Annotated in this window: 20 protein-coding genes; 13 read left to right on the top strand and 7 right to left on the bottom strand. The window is 35.9% G+C overall.

Features of this window, described 5'->3' with window-relative positions; all coding sequences use genetic code 11:
- The 3 genes from AB1444_13575 to AB1444_13565 form a co-directional block, all read left to right on the top strand.
- On the top strand, nt 1-2,465 hold a 2,465-nt coding region (locus tag AB1444_13575; GenBank protein ID MEW6527680.1), incomplete at its 5' end, for a DEAD/DEAH box helicase family protein.
- Nucleotides 2,466-2,484: 19 nt separating this feature from the next.
- The gene (locus AB1444_13570; protein MEW6527679.1) at nt 2,485-4,401 is read left to right on the top strand and encodes a site-specific DNA-methyltransferase; all 1,917 of its coding nucleotides are present in this window, start codon (nt 2,485-2,487) and stop codon (nt 4,399-4,401) included.
- A 325-nt stretch (nt 4,402-4,726) separates the two neighbouring features.
- Nucleotides 4,727-5,212, top strand: coding sequence for a peptidylprolyl isomerase (locus AB1444_13565; protein ID MEW6527678.1), 486 nt, complete (start codon nt 4,727-4,729; stop codon nt 5,210-5,212).
- Between the two features lie 110 nt (nt 5,213-5,322).
- Here AB1444_13565 and AB1444_13560 read toward each other — a convergent pair whose 3' ends face one another.
- The 3 genes from AB1444_13560 to AB1444_13550 form a co-directional block, all read right to left on the bottom strand.
- Nucleotides 5,323-6,177 carry a tetratricopeptide repeat protein gene (locus tag AB1444_13560; protein ID MEW6527677.1) on the bottom strand — a complete coding sequence of 285 codons (855 nt, stop codon included), beginning with the start codon at nt 6,175-6,177 and terminating at the stop codon, nt 5,323-5,325.
- A 123-nt stretch (nt 6,178-6,300) separates the two neighbouring features.
- On the bottom strand, nt 6,301-6,792 hold the full coding sequence (locus AB1444_13555) for a hypothetical protein (protein ID MEW6527676.1): 492 nt from the start codon (nt 6,790-6,792) through the stop codon (nt 6,301-6,303).
- Complete coding sequence (locus AB1444_13550) at nt 6,785-7,501, bottom strand: cytidylate kinase-like family protein (GenBank protein MEW6527675.1); 717 nt, start codon at nt 7,499-7,501, stop codon at nt 6,785-6,787. Before AB1444_13550 ends, AB1444_13555 begins: the two co-directional genes overlap by 8 nt.
- A gap of 474 nt (nt 7,502-7,975) precedes the next feature.
- Here AB1444_13550 and AB1444_13545 point away from each other — a divergent pair, with 474 nt between their 5' ends.
- A complete protein-coding gene (locus AB1444_13545; GenBank protein ID MEW6527674.1) occupies nt 7,976-8,341 on the top strand; it encodes a DUF4143 domain-containing protein in 366 nt (121 codons plus the stop codon).
- A gap of 4 nt (nt 8,342-8,345) precedes the next feature.
- On the opposite strand, the gene asd is transcribed toward AB1444_13545, so the two are convergent.
- Nucleotides 8,346-9,185, bottom strand: coding sequence for an archaetidylserine decarboxylase (gene asd / locus AB1444_13540; GenBank protein MEW6527673.1), 840 nt, complete (start codon nt 9,183-9,185; stop codon nt 8,346-8,348).
- A gap of 255 nt (nt 9,186-9,440) precedes the next feature.
- Between asd and AB1444_13535 the strand changes: the two genes are divergently transcribed.
- From AB1444_13535 to AB1444_13500, 8 genes are all read left to right on the top strand, one after another.
- Nucleotides 9,441-10,523 carry a YjgN family protein gene (locus tag AB1444_13535; protein MEW6527672.1) on the top strand — a complete coding sequence of 361 codons (1,083 nt, stop codon included), beginning with the start codon at nt 9,441-9,443 and terminating at the stop codon, nt 10,521-10,523.
- Nucleotides 10,501-11,541, top strand: coding sequence for a M48 family metallopeptidase (locus AB1444_13530; GenBank protein ID MEW6527671.1), 1,041 nt, complete (start codon nt 10,501-10,503; stop codon nt 11,539-11,541). The genes AB1444_13535 and AB1444_13530 overlap by 23 nt, the downstream gene beginning before the upstream one ends.
- Nucleotides 11,542-11,897: 356 nt before the next feature.
- On the top strand, nt 11,898-12,350 hold the full coding sequence (locus tag AB1444_13525; protein ID MEW6527670.1) for a hypothetical protein: 453 nt from the start codon (nt 11,898-11,900) through the stop codon (nt 12,348-12,350).
- 424 nt (nt 12,351-12,774) lie between these two features.
- A complete protein-coding gene (locus tag AB1444_13520) occupies nt 12,775-13,395 on the top strand; it encodes an MBL fold metallo-hydrolase (protein MEW6527669.1) in 621 nt (206 codons plus the stop codon).
- Between the two features lie 247 nt (nt 13,396-13,642).
- On the top strand, nt 13,643-14,032 hold the full coding sequence (yidD, locus tag AB1444_13515) for a membrane protein insertion efficiency factor YidD (protein ID MEW6527668.1): 390 nt from the start codon (nt 13,643-13,645) through the stop codon (nt 14,030-14,032).
- A 5-nt stretch (nt 14,033-14,037) separates the two neighbouring features.
- Complete coding sequence (locus tag AB1444_13510; protein MEW6527667.1) at nt 14,038-14,850, top strand: hypothetical protein; 813 nt, start codon at nt 14,038-14,040, stop codon at nt 14,848-14,850.
- Nucleotides 14,847-15,692, top strand: a complete 846-nt coding sequence (gene bamD / locus AB1444_13505) for an outer membrane protein assembly factor BamD (GenBank protein ID MEW6527666.1) — start codon at nt 14,847-14,849, stop codon at nt 15,690-15,692. Before AB1444_13510 ends, bamD begins: the two co-directional genes overlap by 4 nt.
- Nucleotides 15,693-15,694: 2 nt before the next feature.
- A complete protein-coding gene (locus AB1444_13500) occupies nt 15,695-16,294 on the top strand; it encodes a hypothetical protein (GenBank protein ID MEW6527665.1) in 600 nt (199 codons plus the stop codon).
- Here AB1444_13500 and AB1444_13495 read toward each other — a convergent pair.
- Together AB1444_13495 and AB1444_13490 are read right to left on the bottom strand one after the other, a co-directional pair.
- Nucleotides 16,291-16,755 (bottom strand): hypothetical protein, encoded by a 465-nt coding sequence (locus tag AB1444_13495; GenBank protein ID MEW6527664.1) that lies wholly within the window; start codon nt 16,753-16,755, stop codon nt 16,291-16,293. The genes AB1444_13500 and AB1444_13495 overlap by 4 nt on opposite strands.
- A 2-nt stretch (nt 16,756-16,757) precedes the next feature.
- The gene (locus AB1444_13490; GenBank protein ID MEW6527663.1) at nt 16,758-17,333 is read right to left on the bottom strand and encodes an LON peptidase substrate-binding domain-containing protein; all 576 of its coding nucleotides are present in this window, start codon (nt 17,331-17,333) and stop codon (nt 16,758-16,760) included.
- 554 nt (nt 17,334-17,887) lie between these two features.
- On the opposite strand from AB1444_13490, the gene AB1444_13485 reads away from it, so the two are divergent.
- A complete protein-coding gene (locus tag AB1444_13485; GenBank protein ID MEW6527662.1) occupies nt 17,888-18,340 on the top strand; it encodes a hypothetical protein in 453 nt (150 codons plus the stop codon).
- A gap of 657 nt (nt 18,341-18,997) precedes the next feature.
- Here AB1444_13485 and AB1444_13480 read toward each other — a convergent pair.
- Nucleotides 18,998-19,972 carry an SUMF1/EgtB/PvdO family nonheme iron enzyme gene (locus AB1444_13480; GenBank protein MEW6527661.1) on the bottom strand — a complete coding sequence of 325 codons (975 nt, stop codon included), beginning with the start codon at nt 19,970-19,972 and terminating at the stop codon, nt 18,998-19,000.
- Between the last annotated feature and the right edge of the window lie 601 nt (nt 19,973-20,573).

Raw genomic sequence — 20,573 nt, 5'->3', positions numbered from 1 at the left:
TAACATTAGAAGAATTCGAGTATAACGGTCTTAACTTCACTGTTGAAATGGAAACCGGTACCGGTAAAACCTATGTGTATTTGCGGACTATTTATGAACTCAACAAAAAATATGGCTTTAAAAAATTTGTGATTGTTGTACCATCTATAGCTATTCGTGAGGGTGTGCTTAAAAATCTTGAGATAACATTTGAGCATTTCCAGAATCTTTACGAAAATGTTCCCGTAAACTACTATGTTTATGATAGTAGCAAAGTATCCATCCTTCGCTCTTTTGCGACAAACAACAATATTGAAATCCTTGTGATAAACATTGATTCCTTTGCTAAAGATGAAAACATTATTAATAGACCAAATGATAAACTTAGCGGGCTTGAACCCATCAAATTTATTCAATCCACTAATCCAATTGTTATAGTGGACGAGCCTCAGAATATGGAGACAGAGAAAAGAAAAAATGCTATCTCTTCGCTTAATCCTTTATGTACACTTCGCTATTCTGCTACTCATAGAAATTTATATAATCTTGTCTATTCCCTTAACCCTGTTAAGGCATACGATTTAGGGTTGGTAAAGCAAATTGAAGTCGATTCAGTTGTTGAAGAAAACAACTTTAATGATCCATACATTGCCGTTGAAAAAATTAAATCAGAAAAAACAAAAGTTACGGCAACTTTATCTATTCATGTAAATGACAAAGATGGTGTTAAGAAAAATAGTATTTCTGTCAAAGTAGGAGACAATCTTTACGAAAAATCAGGAAACAGGCATGTATATAAACATGGATTTGTTGTTGAAGAAATTGATGTTGCAAACCAATCCATCACTTTTACTAATGGTACAACGCTTTTGGCAGGAGCTGCGCAGGGGAATCTTGCCAATGAACTCATGCGTTTTCAGATTGAACGAACCATAGAAGAGCACCTTAAAAAAGAATTGAAATTATACAAACACGGTATTAAAGTTCTATCCCTCTTTTTTATTGATAGAGTTGCGAATTATAGATATTACGATGAAACAGGAAATCCACAAAAGGGAAAAATTTCTCAATGGTTTGAAGAAATTTATCTTGAATATATCAATAAACCTCAGTATGCTTCACTAAAAAGCATCTTTCATAATGGAGAAATAAATATTGAGAAAATGCATAATGGCTATTTTTCGCAGGATAAAAAAGGGCGTCTTAAAGACACAAAAGGTGAAAGCGAAGATGACCTTAACACCTACGATTTAATTATGAAAGATAAAGAAAAACTTCTGGATATAAAAAACCCATTGCGTTTTATTTTTTCGCATACCGCACTACGCGAAGGTTGGGATAACCCCAATGTCTTTCAAATTTGCACGCTGAATGAAACTAAGTCTGAACTTAAGAAGCGTCAGGAAATTGGTAGAGGACTTCGACTTGCTGTAAATCAGGAAGGTATAAGAGTATACGACAGAAACATCAACAAACTAACCGTAATAGCCAACGAATCATACGAAAGCTTTGCAAGACAACTACAAACTGAAATTGAACAAGACTGTGGCGTAAGCTTTGAAGGAAGGATTAAAAACAAAAGAGAAAGAATACAGATTAAATATCACAAAGGATTTGAAGCTAATCCAATTTTTCTTGAAATATGGGGAAAAATTAAACACAAGACTAGATATGCCGTTGAATATAATACAAATAATTTGATAAGTAAGGCAGTAAAGGCAATACAAGAATTGCCGGAAATCCCACCACCCACCTTACGCTCTATAAAAGTTTCATTAGATATCACAAACAAAAAAATTGGCAATAATCTTGTAAGCGAAAGAAAAAAAGAATATGGCAATTCCCGATATTGGCATCTAGCTGATTTCATTGAATATATTCAGCAAAAAACAGAACTTACCCGTGATACTATTTTTAAAATTCTTGAGGAAGTCGATAGATGGGATAATTTGTTTAAAAATCCTCAGGTCTTTGTTGACCAATGCGTGACTATGATTAAAAGAACATTAAGCGAACTTATGGTCGATGGTATTAAGTACGAAAAAATTGGAAATGAATATTACGAGATGAGGCTCTTTGAAACACAGGAACTTGAAACCTATCTGGATCAATTTACTTTTAAAGTAAGTAACAGAGAAAAAACAATTTATGAAGAATATATTCCACTTGATTCAAATGTAGAAAGCCAGTTTGCAAAAGATTGCGAAACAAGCGAAAATGTGGAGTTTTACTTTAAACTACCATCGTGGTTTAAAATACCCACTCCCATTGGCAATTATAATCCCGACTGGGCAATTGTTTTTAAGAATGATAAAAAAATATACTTTGTAGCAGAAACCAAAGATACAGGCACTGATAAGGTGGATATTTTAAAACTTCAGCCCGACGAGCAGATAAAGATAAAATGTGGTACAAAGCATTATGAAGTTTTTAAAAACGATGGTGTTGAGTACAAAGTGGTGAGTAAAGTAGAAGACTTATTATAATCATAGGAGTAACAATTATATGGAAGGCACAAGTTTAGATATAATTAAGCAAAAATTAGAAGAATTGAAAAAAATCATTCCTGACTGTTTTACAGAAGAAAAAATTGATTGGGAAAAATTAAAAGTGTTTTTTGACCAGAACATAGAATTTAAAAACGAACGCTACCATTTAAGTTGGGCGGGGAAAACCAATGCTTATAGGCTTTTGCAAACACCAACCTATAAAACACTTAAACCCTGTAAAGAGGAGAGTGTAGATTTTGACAACACAGAAAATGTTTTTATCGAAGGCGATAATCTTGAGGTTTTGAAAGTATTGCAAAAAGCCTATTTTGGTAAAATTAAGATGATATACATAGATCCGCCTTATAATACGGGCAACGATTTTGTTTATAAAGATGATTTTTCTCAAACACTTGCGGAATACAAAAAACAAGTAGGGGATTTAGACGAAAATGGCAACGCTACTAAAGCAGGATTATTTAAAAACACCAGAGAAAATGGTCAATACCACTCCAACTGGCTGAATATGATGCTTCCACGCCTTTTCCTTGCCCGCACTCTCTTAAGAGATGATGGAGTGATATTTGTAAGCATCGACGACAACGAAGTGCATAATTTACGTTTATTGATGGATGAGATTTTTGGGGAGGAGAATTTTAGAAATATGTTAATCATAAGACGTGGGATCAAAAGTGTACAGAATCAATTTGAAAAAATTGATAGATTGAATTATGGCGCAGAATATGTTTTAGTTTATACAAAAAATAGTAATTATAAATTTGATCAGTTTACTATCGATTTAGATGAAGAAAGACAAGGAACATGGAATAATCATTGGCGAGGAACAGACAGGCCAACAATGCGTTATGAAATATTCGGCATTATACCATCTTATGGACAATGGAGATGGTCAAGAGAAAGAAGCCTTAGAGCAATTGAGAATTACATAAATATGCTTAAAGAATTAAATAAAACTGAAAATGAACTAACCCAGGAAGATATCGATAAATGGTGGAAAAATAAACTTGAAGAGGAAGGTGAGGAGGTGGATTTGTTAAGATTGTCAAAAAATAATAAACCTGAGCACTATATACCTCCATCATACGAAAAAACTATTAGCAATTTATGGATTGATTTAAAACCCAATGGTGGTAATCAATTTAAATCAATAATGAAGAAAAAATTTTTTGAAACTCCTAAATCATTAGATTTAATTAAGAGATTAATAAACTTTTCATTTGGAAATCGTAAAGATGGATTTATCCTCGACTTCTTTGCTGGCTCTGGAACAACCGCCCACGCAGTAATGGAACTTAACAAAGAAGATGGGGGCAACCGCAAATGGATACTGGTGCAACTTCCCGAACCAACAGACCCCGAAAGCGAAGCATACAAAGCAGGATATAAAACCATTGCCGATATTGCCAGAGAACGCATACGCCGTGCAGCAAAAAAAATCCAGGAGGAAATAAACGAAGAAAAAAAGAAAAAAGCAGGGGAAATTCAGTTTGAAGAACAAAAAGAAACCAAACATGATTTAGGTTTTAAAGTATTCAAACTCGACGAAAGCAATTTTAAGCAGTGGCGTCCATTTGTCCCCGAAAATCCTGAACAAATAAAGGAAGCAATTCTTAAGTTTGTAGATAATGTAAAACCAGAATCAACAGAAGAAAATATGCTTTATGAACTGATGCTCAAAAACGGCAAAAAACTCACTGATAAAGTGAAAAAGAAAGATGGCTATTATATCATCAATGACAATGAACTGGTCATTATGCTGGACAAAGTAGATAAAAAAATCATTGATAGTATTATACAACTCAAACCACAAAAAGTAATAGCGCTTGATAAACTTTTCAATGGCAACGATCCATTAAAAACCAATACAGTTTTACAATTCAAAGACGCAGGGATAGAATTTAGAAGTGTATGAAAGAAAAAATCAAACATGCGATTGATAGCATGTGGGGGAAGAATAAACGGTCGCTACTATAAAGCTGTGCCACTGTCCCACATTGGGACATCCTTTATGGTAGTCCTTATCGCCCATTAATAATCTAAATTTTTCCTAAAAAAATATTGATATTGACACATTCATAGAGTATCTTATTGTGGTAGCAATATAATTGCTGTATTAATTACATTTTTGTTAGCATGTAATGCCGTAATCACCTGCCCAAAGCAACTAACCCACAGGATTATTGCATTAACTTACAAAAATTGCAGCAATTACCAATTATAATATGTAAGGAGTTTTTATGGTAACAGAAGGTAAATATGTGGCCATTCATTACACCGGAAAGTTTGATGACGGACAGGTGTTTGATTCAAGTTTAGACGGTGCACCTTTTGAGTTTCAAGCGGGAGCTGGCATGGTTATTCCGGGCCTTGACAGAGCAGTTTTAGGCATGAAGCTTGACGAGGAAAAAGATATCGTTATTGCACCCGAAGATGGTTATGGGGATTATGACGAGAATCTATTATATGCATTTCCACTGGAAGAAGTACAGCAGCAGTTTAAGCCCGAAATTGGGATGACTATAGGCCTGCAGATGGACAACGGTGCACAGATCCCTGCAGTAATCAAAGAAATCACAAGCGATGAAGTGGTGGTTGATATGAATCATCCTCTGGCAGGGAAAACGCTTCATTTTCACGTAAAGGTAGTTAATATTAGCGATGAGCCTGAATACAGCGGTGGATGTGATGCATGCGGTGGCTTCAGCGACGGCTGCAGCTGTTAAGGCACTATAATACACACGCAGTCAAGTACCTTTAACAACAAATTGACAAATAAACGTATGTGCATTCAATAAGGCATTAAAAACCCACAGCAACACTGTGGGTTTTATAGTTACCGTGCCATTTTAGCTTTAACACCTACAAGCAGGTCCTCAGCCTTTTTATACTGACCCTTAAAAATATACAGCATACTCAGGCGGGTATATTCGGACAGGTTGGGTTTTTCTTTCATTATCTTGTGTTCAAGCTCTTTAATCTTTGCATCTATATCGCCAATTTCTTTTATCTTATTTTCATAGGTTAAGCTTTCTAAATACGCTTTAAACTGAGCATATTTTGGGCTGCTGGTTAACGCCGTGGTAAGGTACTTTATTGCCTTTTTAAAATCACCCATGTGGTAATAGCAAAAACCATAATACCTGTTTATAAACATCCTGTCATCAGCAATATGGGATATGCGGTTTAAGCACTCTATTACCTTTCCATAATCTTTATTTTCATAATAGATGTACGCTAAAAGATAATTTGCCTTAAGGTGAACATGGTCAAGTGCTACCGTTGCTTCAAAAAATCGCAGCGCATTAGTATAATCCTTCAAATTGAAGTATGCCATGCCTGCATAAAAGTTGCCTTCAATAAAATCGCTTTTAAACTGTAGCGATTCATGAAAATATTGCAGTGCCTTTTTATAATCACCTGCGTTGTAATATTCAACACCTAAGTTAAGCAGCACCTTATGGTTCTTCTTGATTGACAATGCTTTTACATACACCTGAATGGCTTTTTCGCTGTTGCCCATTCGCGAATATATCTCGCCAATATTGTTATATGCTTCAATAAATTGCGGGAACACTTCAACCGCATGCATATATGTTTCAATAGCCTGTGCATAATTTCCCTGATTGGACAACGCAAGCGCCTGATTATATATGCTGGCAGCCTCAGTTGGTACACCCATTGCTTTCATACCACAACCTCTTGCTTAGTAATATACATTTATCACCTATGGTATACCTATCGGTAAAACTTTAATTTTCATTTAGAATTTCATCATAGCAGTTTTTGGGCGATAGTTACTGATGAAAAAAATTTAACATATAATACGCTTACCGTCATAAGTAATCTTTTCTTTTCTTCCCGATGCGTAATGGAGCAGAATCCCGTCTTCTTTAAAGTGATAGTAATACAGGTCACTATCTACCTGGTGATACCACAATTTTGTGCCTTCTTCACGTTCTACTTTTATCAGAAAATACCTGTCATTATCATCCACAAATATAAGATACAAAAAACCATTATATAAAACCTCTAAAAACGTACGACCCGGGATAAACCACATAGTGGATCCGTTGCTACGCGCTACTGTTAAAAACATGCCCTGGGTATCGCCAGTTCTACAGGCAATATAGTAAAAACGGTCATCATACAGTACATTCTGAATAGCCATTGGTTCAGAAAGCTTTTTAACCCATAGCTTTTTGCCATCAGGGTTGCTTACACACAGCAGTGTATCCTTTTCTGGATTATATATAATTGCAGTGTCGTTACAATGAAATGTCAGCATATCCAAAGTATTATGCAAAAATCCCTTTACGCTTCATAGCATCAATGATCAAGCGCGCCATCTCATCTAAAGCAAAATTTTCGTTATTAATGACTATATCATAGTTATGCGGGTCCTCAGGATCAAATTTAAGGAAATTTTTTATAAAGCTTTCCCGTTCCATTTCCTTCTGTTCAATTATTTCCCGCGCCTCAGCTTGCGTAACTTTAAGCTTTGCTGCTATACGCTTAACTTTGTAACTCATTGGTGCAACAATACGCACATGCAACCCATAGGGCATGCCACGGGTTATAACATTGCCTGCCCTGCCTACTATTACCACATGCCCATTGATTGCCAGAGTGCGTACCACCTCGGCTAATTTTCTATATACAGCCACCTGTGGAGGAAATTTGCTGAATGTTGTCTGGAAAAGATCGGTCATCTTGCTTCGTGCAGTATTTGTCAGTGTTTCGGTTAATGCCTGTGTCAATCCCAAATCCGAAGTTATTTTATCAAGAATCTGCTTATCATATGCTGCCCATATTGGAGTAGCATGATATTCCTTATTCAAAATATCAGTCAGTTTAATTGCAATATCAAATCCGCCACAGCCATATTCCCGTGAAATTGTAATAAAGGGCAGCGTATTAGCTTTTTCCTTATCTTCGACCACCTGCTGTTTCTGTCGCCGCCAGTGTTCAATCTGTTTAAAAATGGCACTTTCTTTTACGGCTACATCTTTCATAGTGGCCTCCTTTCTTTAATAAGGACTATCGCCCATAAAAAAATAACCATAAAGGCTCTTGCATACGCAATTGCCTCCTTGACTTCATTTATAAAATACGCAACAAATTGAAAAAGAGCAAGGAAAAAATGTGGTTGGGTGTGATTGGGTTTCCCAATCACAGTAGCTAATAATTGAAAAAGAGCAAGGAAAATTTGGGGTGGGTGTGATTGGGTTCCCCACACTACAAACAATGGCCAAAGAAGAGCCTGCTCTTTTCTTGCAACAATTCAAACTTCCTGTATTAATTGATGAAATGTACTATGCCACTCACCATTTGCCCTATATCAAAATGGAGTAGGATAAACAAAAGAAGAGTAATCTCATCTGGTTAACTGGCACACAGCACTTTCATAGTATGCAGGGAATAAGTAAAATTGCTAGCAAGAAGGGTTGGTATTATTACCCTCTACGGATTATTATTAATAAAAGGATTTGGCAATAACGTTTATCGGCTGGACAAGTCCGCACATATTTGAAGCCGATGCTTTTTCAGGCCCAATATTTGAAATATGGGTTGCTGAAGAGATTCTGGAATCATGGCAGCATAATGGATTGCATCCATCATTTTATTTTTACAGAGATAAAGACCATAAAGAAATAGATGTGCTTGTCATTAAAGATGGAATTGTGTATCCCATTGAGATTAAAAAGTCGGCATTGCCCGGTATAAGCAATTTACGTTATACTGTACTTGCAAACACAGGTATGACAATTGGAGGCGGTTGCATAGTATGTCTTGTCAATAAACCTGTGCCAATTTCAAATGCGGTATATGCCATACCTGTAAACTATCTGTAAGAAATTAAAAATAACCAATTACCTGCCCCATCTGTACTTTGGTACCCTCTATATTGGGAAGAAAGCTAACTGGTTTTTGCGTAACCACAATCACGGTGGAGCCTAAGTGGAAAATACCAAGCTCATCACCCCTGGATATTTTAGGACGCCTGCTTTCATCAAACCTGTAAAAATATGACTTTGCAAAACAGCGGTTAGTAAACACCGGTGCATAGCTTAGCGAAATCCTACCCACATTCATTGCACCAACCTTGCATACGGCCACCAACCCAAAAGCAGATTGTATATACGACGTTATGCGCTCATTTACCGTAAAAAGCCCGGGAAAAATTTTAACCAGCCAGTCCTGTACGGTATACAGTTTTCCGGGATCATACTGATAACCAACGATTGTGCCACTGACCGGTGAATGTATTCGGTGATAGTCACCGGGAGAAAGATATAATGTAATAAACGAACCACTTATAAAATGGCTTTGAAACTGCCCCGGCAAAAGCGACGCCACATCATAGTTGATGCCCTTTGCCTGAATTAATTGACCGGCTTTAATGCTGCCGCATGCACTTACCATAGCATCAACGGGCGATACCAGGGCAATTGGATGAGGATGTATAAAGCGCATGCCCCGTTTCAGATTACGGGTGAAAAATTCATCAAAGTTTCTAAAACCACCCGGAGGAATAAATGCCTCATCTAATGCAACATTAAATTTTTTACTATACCAGTTTATGAGCTTTTTCATTATAAAAGCAGGCAAAGGAATACGAGTACAATACCCAAACAACCGCGATAGAAGCCGTGTGGGGATAATTTTAAATACAATGAGTTTACGTGATATATTCAAATGAGCCTCCTGATTGCATTACTTAAAATATTTCTATTCATCCACTCCTGTTAAAGTTTTACCACCATTCAATGAAGAGTGCACTTATTAAAGAATACTAATGATAAACTCTTTAAGTATTTGAGCAGTATCAAACCGTATATTGTCAACCAGTTTTCAGGTGTTTATGTGCTATTTCATCATTTATGTCTTGACTTATTTAAATTTATACAGTATTATGCTGTGCATTGAATTTTATATTTAGTGGAGATTTTTGTGGAACCAATTGGACAAAACAATACCGACAGTAAAATAATATCATTTCATTTCACCGGCAAAGCATCCGAGTACTTTAAGATATGGATTGTTAACGGGTTACTTACAGTATTAACTCTGGGCATTTATTCTGCATGGGCAAAAGTACGTACAAACAGATATATGTATGGTAATTTATACCTGGATAATGAACCTTTTGCATACACTGCTATGCCTGTTAATATCCTGAAAGGAAGATTGTTGGCGTTAGGGTTTTTTGTTGTGTATTCATTATCCGGGCAGTATTCACAAACACTCTATCTTATCCTTACACTATCATTATTGCCAATCATACCATGGGTAATTGTCAACAGTCTGCGATTCAGAGGTAAATATACCCTTTACAAAAATATCCCTTTTATTTTTAAAGGTGATTATCTGGATGCTTTTAAATATTTTATTTTAATATACATCTGGGTTCCATTAACACTGGGAATTATTATCCCTTATATTTATTACAAGCAAAAGGAATATATTATCAATAATGTATACTTTGGCACACTCCCGGTAAAGTATAAAGGAAAAGCTTCAATATTCTACATTGCATTCATTGCTGCAACAATTATTACCCTGATATCAGCAGGTGTGATACTGGGAATTGCAATAGCACTGGGTTCGTCAGGATTTTTTGAACTGCTGAAAAAAAATATTGAAAATACTGCATCAATTGACACGTCTATTGTTGCAACAATATTTGGCATCTACGCGTTACTGATAATTTCTTTTTTTATTGGCTCTGCCTTTTATAAAATCTTTATTTTAAATAACGTCATATCCAGTATATACTGCGGGCAATCACAATTATCCTGTTCAATGGATTATATAAAGTATATATCCATATTCTTTACCAATGCTCTTGCCATTTTATTTTCATTAGGATTGGCAATACCCTGGGCACGTATTCGTTATAACAAATACTTTTATTCTTCCATTTCTATTTCACTCAATAACAATCTTGATGACATTACCAGCATGGATGAAAAAGATATCAAGTCATTTGCTGAAGAATTAGGAGGATTCCTTGACCTTGACATCGGGTTCTAATATTAAGGGTACATTGTATAATAAAGGAATCAGTACCCCTCACGCAGCTACTTTGTACTATTTTGATAATGGGGACATCATCATTGAAACAGAATCCACTACAAAAAAAATGCATATTTCTTATCTTACCATATCACCCCGTGTAGCAAATACCCAACGGCAAATCATATTGCCCGATGGCGATATGTTCACAACACATGACAATAATACTGTGGATTCAATGATTGCAAAAATTTCTCCCCAGAAGAAAAATACCGTTCAATCACTACTCTTTTACCTTGAATCACATGTTACAGCAATAATGGCCCTTATTGCGGTTTCAATTATTGTAGTTTATATTTTTATACAGTTTATTTTTCCGACAATTGTAACACATATAGCTTTTTCTGTTCCTACAAGCACCCTGCACCTTATATCTGAAAAAACCTTAGAGTATCTTGACAACCAGTTTTTTACACAAACGCAGCTACCACAAACACGCATATATACTATAAAAACACAGTTTAAGGAATTTATTGCTACCATACCTGAAAAAAACAAATATACTTTCACCTTATATTTTAGACATAGCAATTTCATTGGCCCCAATGCTTTTGCGCTTCCTGATGGCACATTTATTATTACTGATGACTTTGTAAAATTAATACAGCACAAACATGAACTTTTTACAATCCTTGCACATGAAACAGCTCATGTTGTGTACCGCCACGGTGTACGCAATATACTGCTTAATTCCGGATTACTGGTAATTGCTATAGCAATTTTTGGCGATGTTGTATCCACCACAACGATAGGGCTTCCCCTTTTGCTTATTCATAATGGCTATTCACGCGAGTTTGAACGGCAGGCAGATTCTTTTGCAATTGATTATTGCAAAAAAAACCACATAAGCGGAAAACATTTTGTCAACTTGTATAAGCGCCTACAGCAAAAAGCACCGGTAAATGTACCATCATTGCTTTCAACCCATCCATCCGACGAAGAACGATTATCATCTTTCATGGCAATTGAAAAATAATTACACTGTAATCCCTCAAGTACAACTCTTAACTTTTCTTCAGTATTGAAGGTATTCTTTTCTTTTGCCATGATTTTTTCCTCTTTTTTACTATTCCCTACAGAAATATAATCATTATATTTTTCCCATAAAAATTCTCTTTTTCCTCTTAAACTTTAAACTATTATTTTACTCTTTCAACTCTGGTCAGTGATGCATTCAATTAATTTCCTACTCTTTACCAAGTATTTTGTCTTTATATTTGCTTGCGGCTATCCTTCAATCATCGTTTTTAATTTTTTTATATATTCAAATTGTAGTTGAAATTTTTCCGATAGTAGTATCGTATCGTTACATATATACTTTGGAGGAAATATATGAATATAGAAACCACCACCTGTATTGCCTATGAACACTTAGAACTTTTTCAATCATATGCCGCTGTGTACAAATTACCGCTTCATACTTTCATCATTAATTTCATAAACTATGTGCTGTCCTATAAACGTATCCCGGTGAAAAGCTATAAACGGTTGCAGTATAGAAAGCGATATCAAAAGTGGAAACGTGTGCATCTATATTTGTATGAGAATGAGTATGAGTTTGTGATGGATGTGCGCAAAGTATGTAAGATGTCACTGGCTAAGATTATAGCCTATTGTGTGGAAAATTATCTTTTTGATTATCTTGCTGCCTTAGACAGTGAAGATAATACCGATAACTATCGCTTTAGTGGCTACACATTTTCATTTTATCTTGAAGAAGGCATCCCGTGTTGTCAATTTTACTGGGGACCACCCCCAGAATTGGTAAAACTGGCCACCCAATAGCCTCCAAACTTATGTATCAAATTGATCACAAAGTAAAAATGAATCAATAACTGCGTATTTCAGTATTTTCGTTTTTTGCGATAATCTGAGTTATTTTTATTAACTTCATGATATTTCTCGTTATAATTTTTGTTATGAATATAAAGTTTATACACTCTATTATTCTACAGAAAAAGATGGAATTCATTTGACTAATACAAAATAACTATCTCATTAATTCAATTAATTTCCCGACTATTCTTGATAAAACCTCTTATTCTATCGTTTGTAAGCTAAAACATTAATGTTTGATTATTTTCCATAGTTAAAAAACAATTGCATTTATATAAAAAAGCTTGCGCAAAACATATGAACATGAAAGATAAAACAAGAATATTGTATTAAAATATTATTATTCACCTTTTACGAAATAGGATTAAATGTAATGATCATAGAACAACTCCTTGTAACCACAATGGATGTTTTCTGTTATCTTTTAGTTTGTCAAGACACAAAAGAATCTGTTCTTATTGACCCGGCGGGTGATTTTGACGATATCATGCAGGCAATACAGCACCATAAATCAAGCGTGAAATATATCATCAATACGCATGGGCATTTTGACCACACCTCCGGAAACAGCAAAATGATAGAGCTTACCGGAGCAGAGCTTCTAATCCATGAAGCTGATCTGGACCAGTTAACCGGCATAACAAACCGTCTTATGGCACGGTTTAATAAAGGCAGTGCATCACCTAAACCCATGCGCACATTACGCGGTGGCGATAGTATCACTTTTGGCAATCAGCATCTTGAAGTAATCCATACCCCGGGTCACACACCTGGTAGCATTTGCTTGTACACGCCAGGGCATATTTTTACCGGTGACACGCTTTTTACTGAGGGTATGGGTCGAACTGATTTGCCTGGTGGTTCCTATAAGCAGATTATGGAATCAATTTACCGGATACTATCGCTACCGGATGAAACAATAATATGGCCGGGTCATCATTATGGACGATTTCCAAAAAGCACTGTTGCAGAACAGAAGCGGTATTATATGTAAAGTGAGTAAAATTATTAACCAGTTTTTTTTGCTGAATTCTTTTATATTGTCATTTCTACGTACACAGTGAGGAGACATCTTATCAATGTCATTTTGACTCGTAGGTAAACATCCCTATGATGTGACAGGGATTTTCTCCAATTACTTATGCTACCTCAGAATGACTTTTAGGATTTCTCATATGCATAATTTGGATTAAAGAATGACATAGGGGATACATAGTATGCCTTCAGGAGAGATAATGATAATGAAAAAAGCTACTATAAAATGGCAACTATTAGTAAGAAATTTTTTGATTATACTGTGCATTATTACTGCAACCCCCTTATTTGCTGACTTTCCCCCCTGGGATGCTGATGTCACCGTAGCAAATGAAACCCGCGTGCAAAGGCGCACTCCCACTGTTTACAATGCAGCCCAGGCAATTGGCTATTTTTTTATCCGTATGTTTCAGGTTGTTGTATCACCACAGGATGGACCTAACTGTCGCTTCACGCCAACGTGCTCTGAATACGGTAGACAAGCTGTGATGCGCTATGGCATTATTATAGGTGGTTTTCTTTCTGGGGACAGGCTTATACGATGTAACCCATACACCATTCCACAGCACGATCCAGTACCACAGCATATACGGTAACCACTATGATGATTGTACCGCTTATCATAACACTGTTGTTCCATGATACAGGCAGTCAGCAAAAATTCATAGCTTCGCTTTACAACCAGCAGGATTACTATCAGTGCATTGCCGAACTTCGTCGCTACAGTATGGCAACATGCGCGGATATGGATTATAGCATTGCATACTGTTACTACAAGGGGCAACGATTTATCCAGGCGCTCACCATGTTGCAGAGCAAACCCGGTAAGGATACCAAGCATTATCTACTGCTGGCAAATATCTATACAGCACTGCAACAGTATTCTGAAGCTCTGCAAATGCTGTATATGTGCGATAGTAACCGCGATTCCAACCTGAAACTATTCCTTTATAAAAATATACTTGCAGTGCATGTTGCTCACTACGATTGGGATGCAGCACTTTCGTTTTACAATTCACACAGCAATGCGTTACATGAGATGCGCGATATCTTTGCTTTGCTAAACAAAGCTAAACAGGAAGCAAAAAACCCGTATGCGGCTGCAGCGCTATCGGCAATGATTCCTGGTGCTGGCCATATATATGCACGTCATTATACCGATGGTATTATAAGCTTTGTAACCGTTGCTGTGCTTGCAGGTGCAACGTATCTTTCATATGCAAAGGGCAACAAGGGACTTATGTATACCTTTGGCTCATTAACTGCCATTGGATATGCAGGCAATGTGTACTCCGCATATACCAGCACACTGCACAGCAATGAGGTCATTAACAGTAACTATCGCACACAAATACAAAACCAATTTTTACAGTACAGCCTTGAAATATTTTTGCCTGAATGGATGAAGCAGTGAAAAAGATTATTGCGTTCATACTATATAGCATTGTCTTTGTCAGACCGCTTTTTGCTGACCCAATAATTGATTTGTCCAAAACTTTTTTAGAAAACAAAGAATATTATCACGCCATTACCGAATGCATGCGGTATCAGTATTGCTATCCTGAGGGTAAGCACTATGCGGAAAGCATGCTCATCATGGCACATGCATATTTTTTGGGAGGCAACTATTACCGTGCCACTGATATTGCCTTTGAGTGCTATCAGAAATATGCAGGAACACCGTGGGGAGAGCAAGCACTGTATAATTTAGCCACCATGCGTCTTCTGGAAGGATCAGCGTTTTTTGCTTACCGCAATTTCCAAGAATATTTTTCTATGTATCCTAATGGCAATCTAAAAGAGCAAGCCACATTAAATTTTATTTACACTAACGTTATTTTGCACTACTATAGTGATGCACAAAAAGATTTGCAGCAATTTATTGCAACAGGAACCGATGAACCACTGCGCAATGAAGCAATAACCTTTGCCAAAACGTTTGACGATTATCAAAAGAAACCAAAAAAGTCAGTGTGGCTTTCAGTAGCCGGCTCTATAGCTTTTCCTGGTTTTGGGCATCTGTATACTGGCAACTACGCCATTGGGATGCTGTCATTTGCATCAACTGCTCTTTGTGCAGCCCTTGCATACAGTGGATATAAACATGATGATAATTTTCAGCTTGTATTTTTTGGGCTTGCCGGTTTTACTTTTTACCAGTATTCTCTGGTAAGTGCTGTTGTCAATGTGTATGAATACAACAGTGACAAACAGCTTAAAGAAGCAATACGATTGTCGGTACTTAAGCGGTTTTAACTATGGAACAGGAAAAGAAAATAAAGGATATTGAAACGCTTTTAAAAGAGCGCCGCCCCCTTGAGGATATTGCACAGGATATTTTAGATGGCGCATTTGGCGAGCTTGATATGGAGCGCAAGGATTCACTTGACCGCTTCTTAGATTTTGTGTACAGCAAAGTACAGCGGGGAAATCCATTTATTATTCACCTGGCATATCCCACAAAGCGCATGATAGACTCAGAACTTGAAGCAAAAGTTAAAGAGCTTATTAACGAACACCTTTACCCTGATGTCATTTTACCTTTACTTAAATTTTTCACCCGCAATGTTCACAACTCAGATACCAATCTGTATATTGCCTATCTTATAGAAAACGAAAATATAATTAAAGCTATATACGAAACATACCTTTTATTTAAAAAGGATATCTTTGAGACTGACAAAGATAAGCGTACTCAGAATGTACGAAGGATGCAACAATTTTTAGCACGTATTGACACCATTTCAGCATCACCACTTGATGCTGCTGCACGGTTAAAGTTTATCCTGGAATTTTTTGCCCTGAAACAGAATATAAGCCATATATACACACTGGATACTGTTAAGCTTTCAAATTAAAATCCAAATTTTGGCAGGCGTTCAACAACTGTTTCCTTGCCTAATTCCATTTCACGCACATATATATTTTTATAGCGCCTGGAGTCCTCATAATTGGCTATATCATTGAGTTCAGGTTCATAGTTCTGTATAAGCCACCACAGTATGTCCTGTAAATCAAATGGATTGGTATCCACTGCGGTGTACTTGTACCACAGTTCCCTGCCTTCCATTGATTTAGCAAGATCTGGATGCCGTGTAAAAATGGGGTCAAGTAAATTTTTTAGCCCTAACCGCATACCATCACGCCAGCAACTATAAAACAATATATAGTGATACGTCTGTTCATTGATTTTTTCCATTATTGCAACAATACCTGCAAGCTCAGGGATAATTTTGGTTATTGAATATTTATCAAATTTATACACTGGCGACCACGCAATGGTATATAACACTTCATCCTGGTATATTTTCTTTTTCATTATTATCCCTCACTTCTCCGTTTATGCTGTATAGTATCAATAAGCACAGTAAGCAACTGTAATATTGTATTGATTCGCGATGTAACATCTGTATTATTGAGCAATGCTACCCGTTCATTATAATCCAGTATAAAATAATTGGCAATAAAATCTGAAAGCTGTACCCCATCTGAGATGAAATTTAAAAGATGTATAAGCTTATCTGATTCATTGACATTGATTAAAAAAATCAATTCCTGGGCTTTTTTGCGCAACCTTTCGGTTATTTCCGTATTTACCTGTACTTTTTCATCTAAAATAGTATAACTGCATGTCCACAACCCATGCCGTTTATCAACCCGTACACGGTTAAGCCCTTTTAAGGATAGTAAATATAGTTTGTTGGAAAGTTCAACTTTTAAAACCTCTGCAAGCACTCCCAAATTGGTTAAATGCACATAATCTTTCAACCGCTTTACCGGATACACTATCACTGTATCGCCGGGCTTGAACCTATTAGCAAGCCATTTAGTTTTCACCGGCAATGAAATGCCACAATGAGGAAACAACACTTTATTGTAGGAATAGTAAATGCGCAACGTAACCACCCACGTGTACTGTATGAAATTACGTATACATTAAAACCACTGGCAACATTTGCAATCATTTTATTTATTGGGACAATAGACAATTTTTAATCATTCTTCTGTGTATGTTTTATCCAATTTCTTTGAATCCTTTGCTGTGAAATGAGCACCACTACAGCTCATTTATTTTTTATTAAAGTGATAAGCTGAAGTATGAGTTCATCTACGATATACATACTAATCACTTTGATTTGTGCTTTAGATATGGGCAAAAAAGCGCCCAATTTTTGCATTTTTTTTGATGATTAAGGTAATTTTATACTTTTATCACACTAGAGCTAGTAAGTACACTCATGTGTCAGCATTGGTTTTCTTTATCGTGTAGCGATAGTATACAGTATTGTACTTTTTGATTGGCATTATATCTGCACCATACTTTGCCTTTCTATCCCCTCCCAATTATTACGTAATCATTGTTCTATTATCTTATTCACCATTACCAATTTGTAGTTGAAATTTTTTCTAATAGGAGTATTGTTGCATCATATATACTCTGGAGGGAATATATGAATATAGAAACTACCACCTGTATTGCCTATGAACACTTAGAGCTTTTACAAGAAAATGCCACTATCCGTAAACTATCGCTTCATACGTTTATTATAAATTTCATAAACTATGTACTGTCGTATAAACGAATACCTGTTAAAAGCTACACGCGGTTGCAGTATAGAAAGCGGTATCAATCCTGGAAGCGGGTTCATCTGTATTTGTATGAGAATGAGTATGAGTTTGTGATGGATGTGCGCAAAATATGTAAGATGTCATTGGCAAAGATTATAGCCTATTGTATTGAGAACTATCTTTATGATTATCTTGCTGCGTTAGATAGTGAAGATAATACCGATAACTATCGCTTTAGTGGCTACACATTTTCATTTTATCTTGAAGAAGGGATACCTTGTTGTCAATTTTACTGGGGACCCCCGCCAGAATTGGTGAAACTTGCCACCCAATAGACTTCAAAACTTAAGGTAATCTGTTAAAAAATACCATAAATATTTTACCAATTGTATAGTCTGCCATATATGCCAGCAGGTTATATTTCTTATGCATATCTGTTGTTTCTGACTTTATAATTTTCATTGGTAAAAATTAATTAGTTTGCCATCCCCTGCATTCTTTTTATTACAATAACAAGAATGTTTCTCACAACTCCTTCTACCACCTTTCATTACATCAATCCAATATTAATACTCAGTACATATTCACATTCCTTTGCTACTATAGTAGTTGATAATGATACACAATGACTAATGACATCATCTGCACCAACACACAACTTGCTCTGCCGCCATACATATTTATGATATACATTGTGCTCCCTCCAATATGCTGCTTTACTTATGCCTATTGCTTTATATCGTTAATAGTGCTCTTCACAATATGTGCGATATGTGATGTGTGTTGAAGATTTTTTCCCATCTTTATCTTCGTAAAAAAGGAATTTTTTACCTTTCATGCAGAATATATGCATATCTTTATTATTTTGTAAAGATGGGGTTAATTGGACGGTTATATTTTAACTTTATTAGTGCATCAAATATTGGTTTTAGCTCCAAATTTCTTAATCAATTAAAAGATAGTGTAGCTTCAAATTAAACAATGATAATAATTTATTGACTCTTAGCAATCCGAAATCCAATTAAAATATTCTTATCATCTGGAGTGGTTCTATCAAAATATCTACCAATTGGAATAAATGCTAATGCTTGATTCCACGAACCACCTCTATATAGTCGGCTAGATGCATCATATAAATCCAGACACCATTCAGTCACATTACCGCTCATGTCATATAAATCAAGGGTATTATGTGTTTTGGTTTTAACCTCATGTGTAGAATTATTACTATTACCTTCATACCATGCTACAATATCCGTTGCTATTGAATCACTACCATTAGCACCACTTGCTGAATCCCCCTTGGTCCACTTGGTTGTCATTTCATCAAAATTAACACCATTTACTGTTCCTGTTACCACATTTGTAGTATCACTACCCCTGTAGCGCGCAGCAAGCTCCCATTCGTTACCGGTTAGCAAGCGGAAGCCTTTGGCCGTTGGGCTTGCCACCGCGCTATCACAATTTGTATTTGTTGAATCCCGCAATACAATATCGCTATTTGTATATACACATCCATACTTTGTCCCTTTTTGAGCATTATACCATTCAGTAAGCGCATTACACCAAACTATTGCATCACGCCAGTTTATAGTGGTTACAGGGTGCTGCATGCCTCTACCCCCATCACCTGGAGTACCTAAATTAGCAAATGTATATTTATTAGATCCTCTAGCCGCATCTGTTGCCCAGTCATATACTTTTTTCCACAGTTCATATGTTACTTCGGTTTCAGCAATCCAGTAGGCTTCTGCAACAGTACCAGTAGAATCATCAGATTGACCTTTGGGGAATGTTAACCCCCCTTCAACGTAAACCATAATAAAACTTACACCATCTGCAGTATACGTTAATTTATCGCCGGTAGAATAGATAGCACTTTCTTCGTCACTTCCTCCACCCCCACCACATCCATTGAAACTCAATATCACCAGCATAAGTATCAATATTACGGGTATTGCCTTCATAAGTACCTCCAAACTTATTAAAGTTTTAATTAATAAATAACAATTTAGTGGTACATCTATACTACTGGTTAATTTATAAAGGGAATTCCCCGAGGAATAAAATAATGCTATGATATTATTGACAAAAAGTAAAAACGTATTTCACCCAAGGAATCCCTCACTGTGTAATAGTATGTAATATCAGCAATTATTTTTAATAAAGATGGGTTCGCTATATTGGTAAATAATAACTGATATTTTTTTAATGCCTATATTATGTACATTTAATATAATATATAGTCTAATCTCTTGTCAATTATTTTTTATTTATAAATAGTATTCAAACATACCGTAATTTAAAAAAGAAGTCATTACCTTATTCCTATCACATAGCACTAAAAAATCTCATTTTGAGAATAATTACATTCTACACTAAAATTTACCAGGGATAATTAATATTTTCTGGCTCCACTCACCAGAATAAGACTTTTAATTATATTCTTCTATACTGGCGTTTTCCATTATATCCATAACATCGCTTCTAAAAAAAATTTATTGCATTACCATTCCACATACTATATAATACGACTATTAAATACAAAAACACACAAGCGAGGTATCT

The organism is Spirochaetota bacterium (assembly GCA_040756435.1).
In the GTDB taxonomy this organism is placed as follows: domain Bacteria; phylum Spirochaetota; class UBA4802; order UBA4802; family UB4802; genus UBA4802.
The sequence above is the reverse complement of the archived record's forward strand: the minus strand, read 5'-3'. Positions and strand labels throughout refer to the sequence as shown.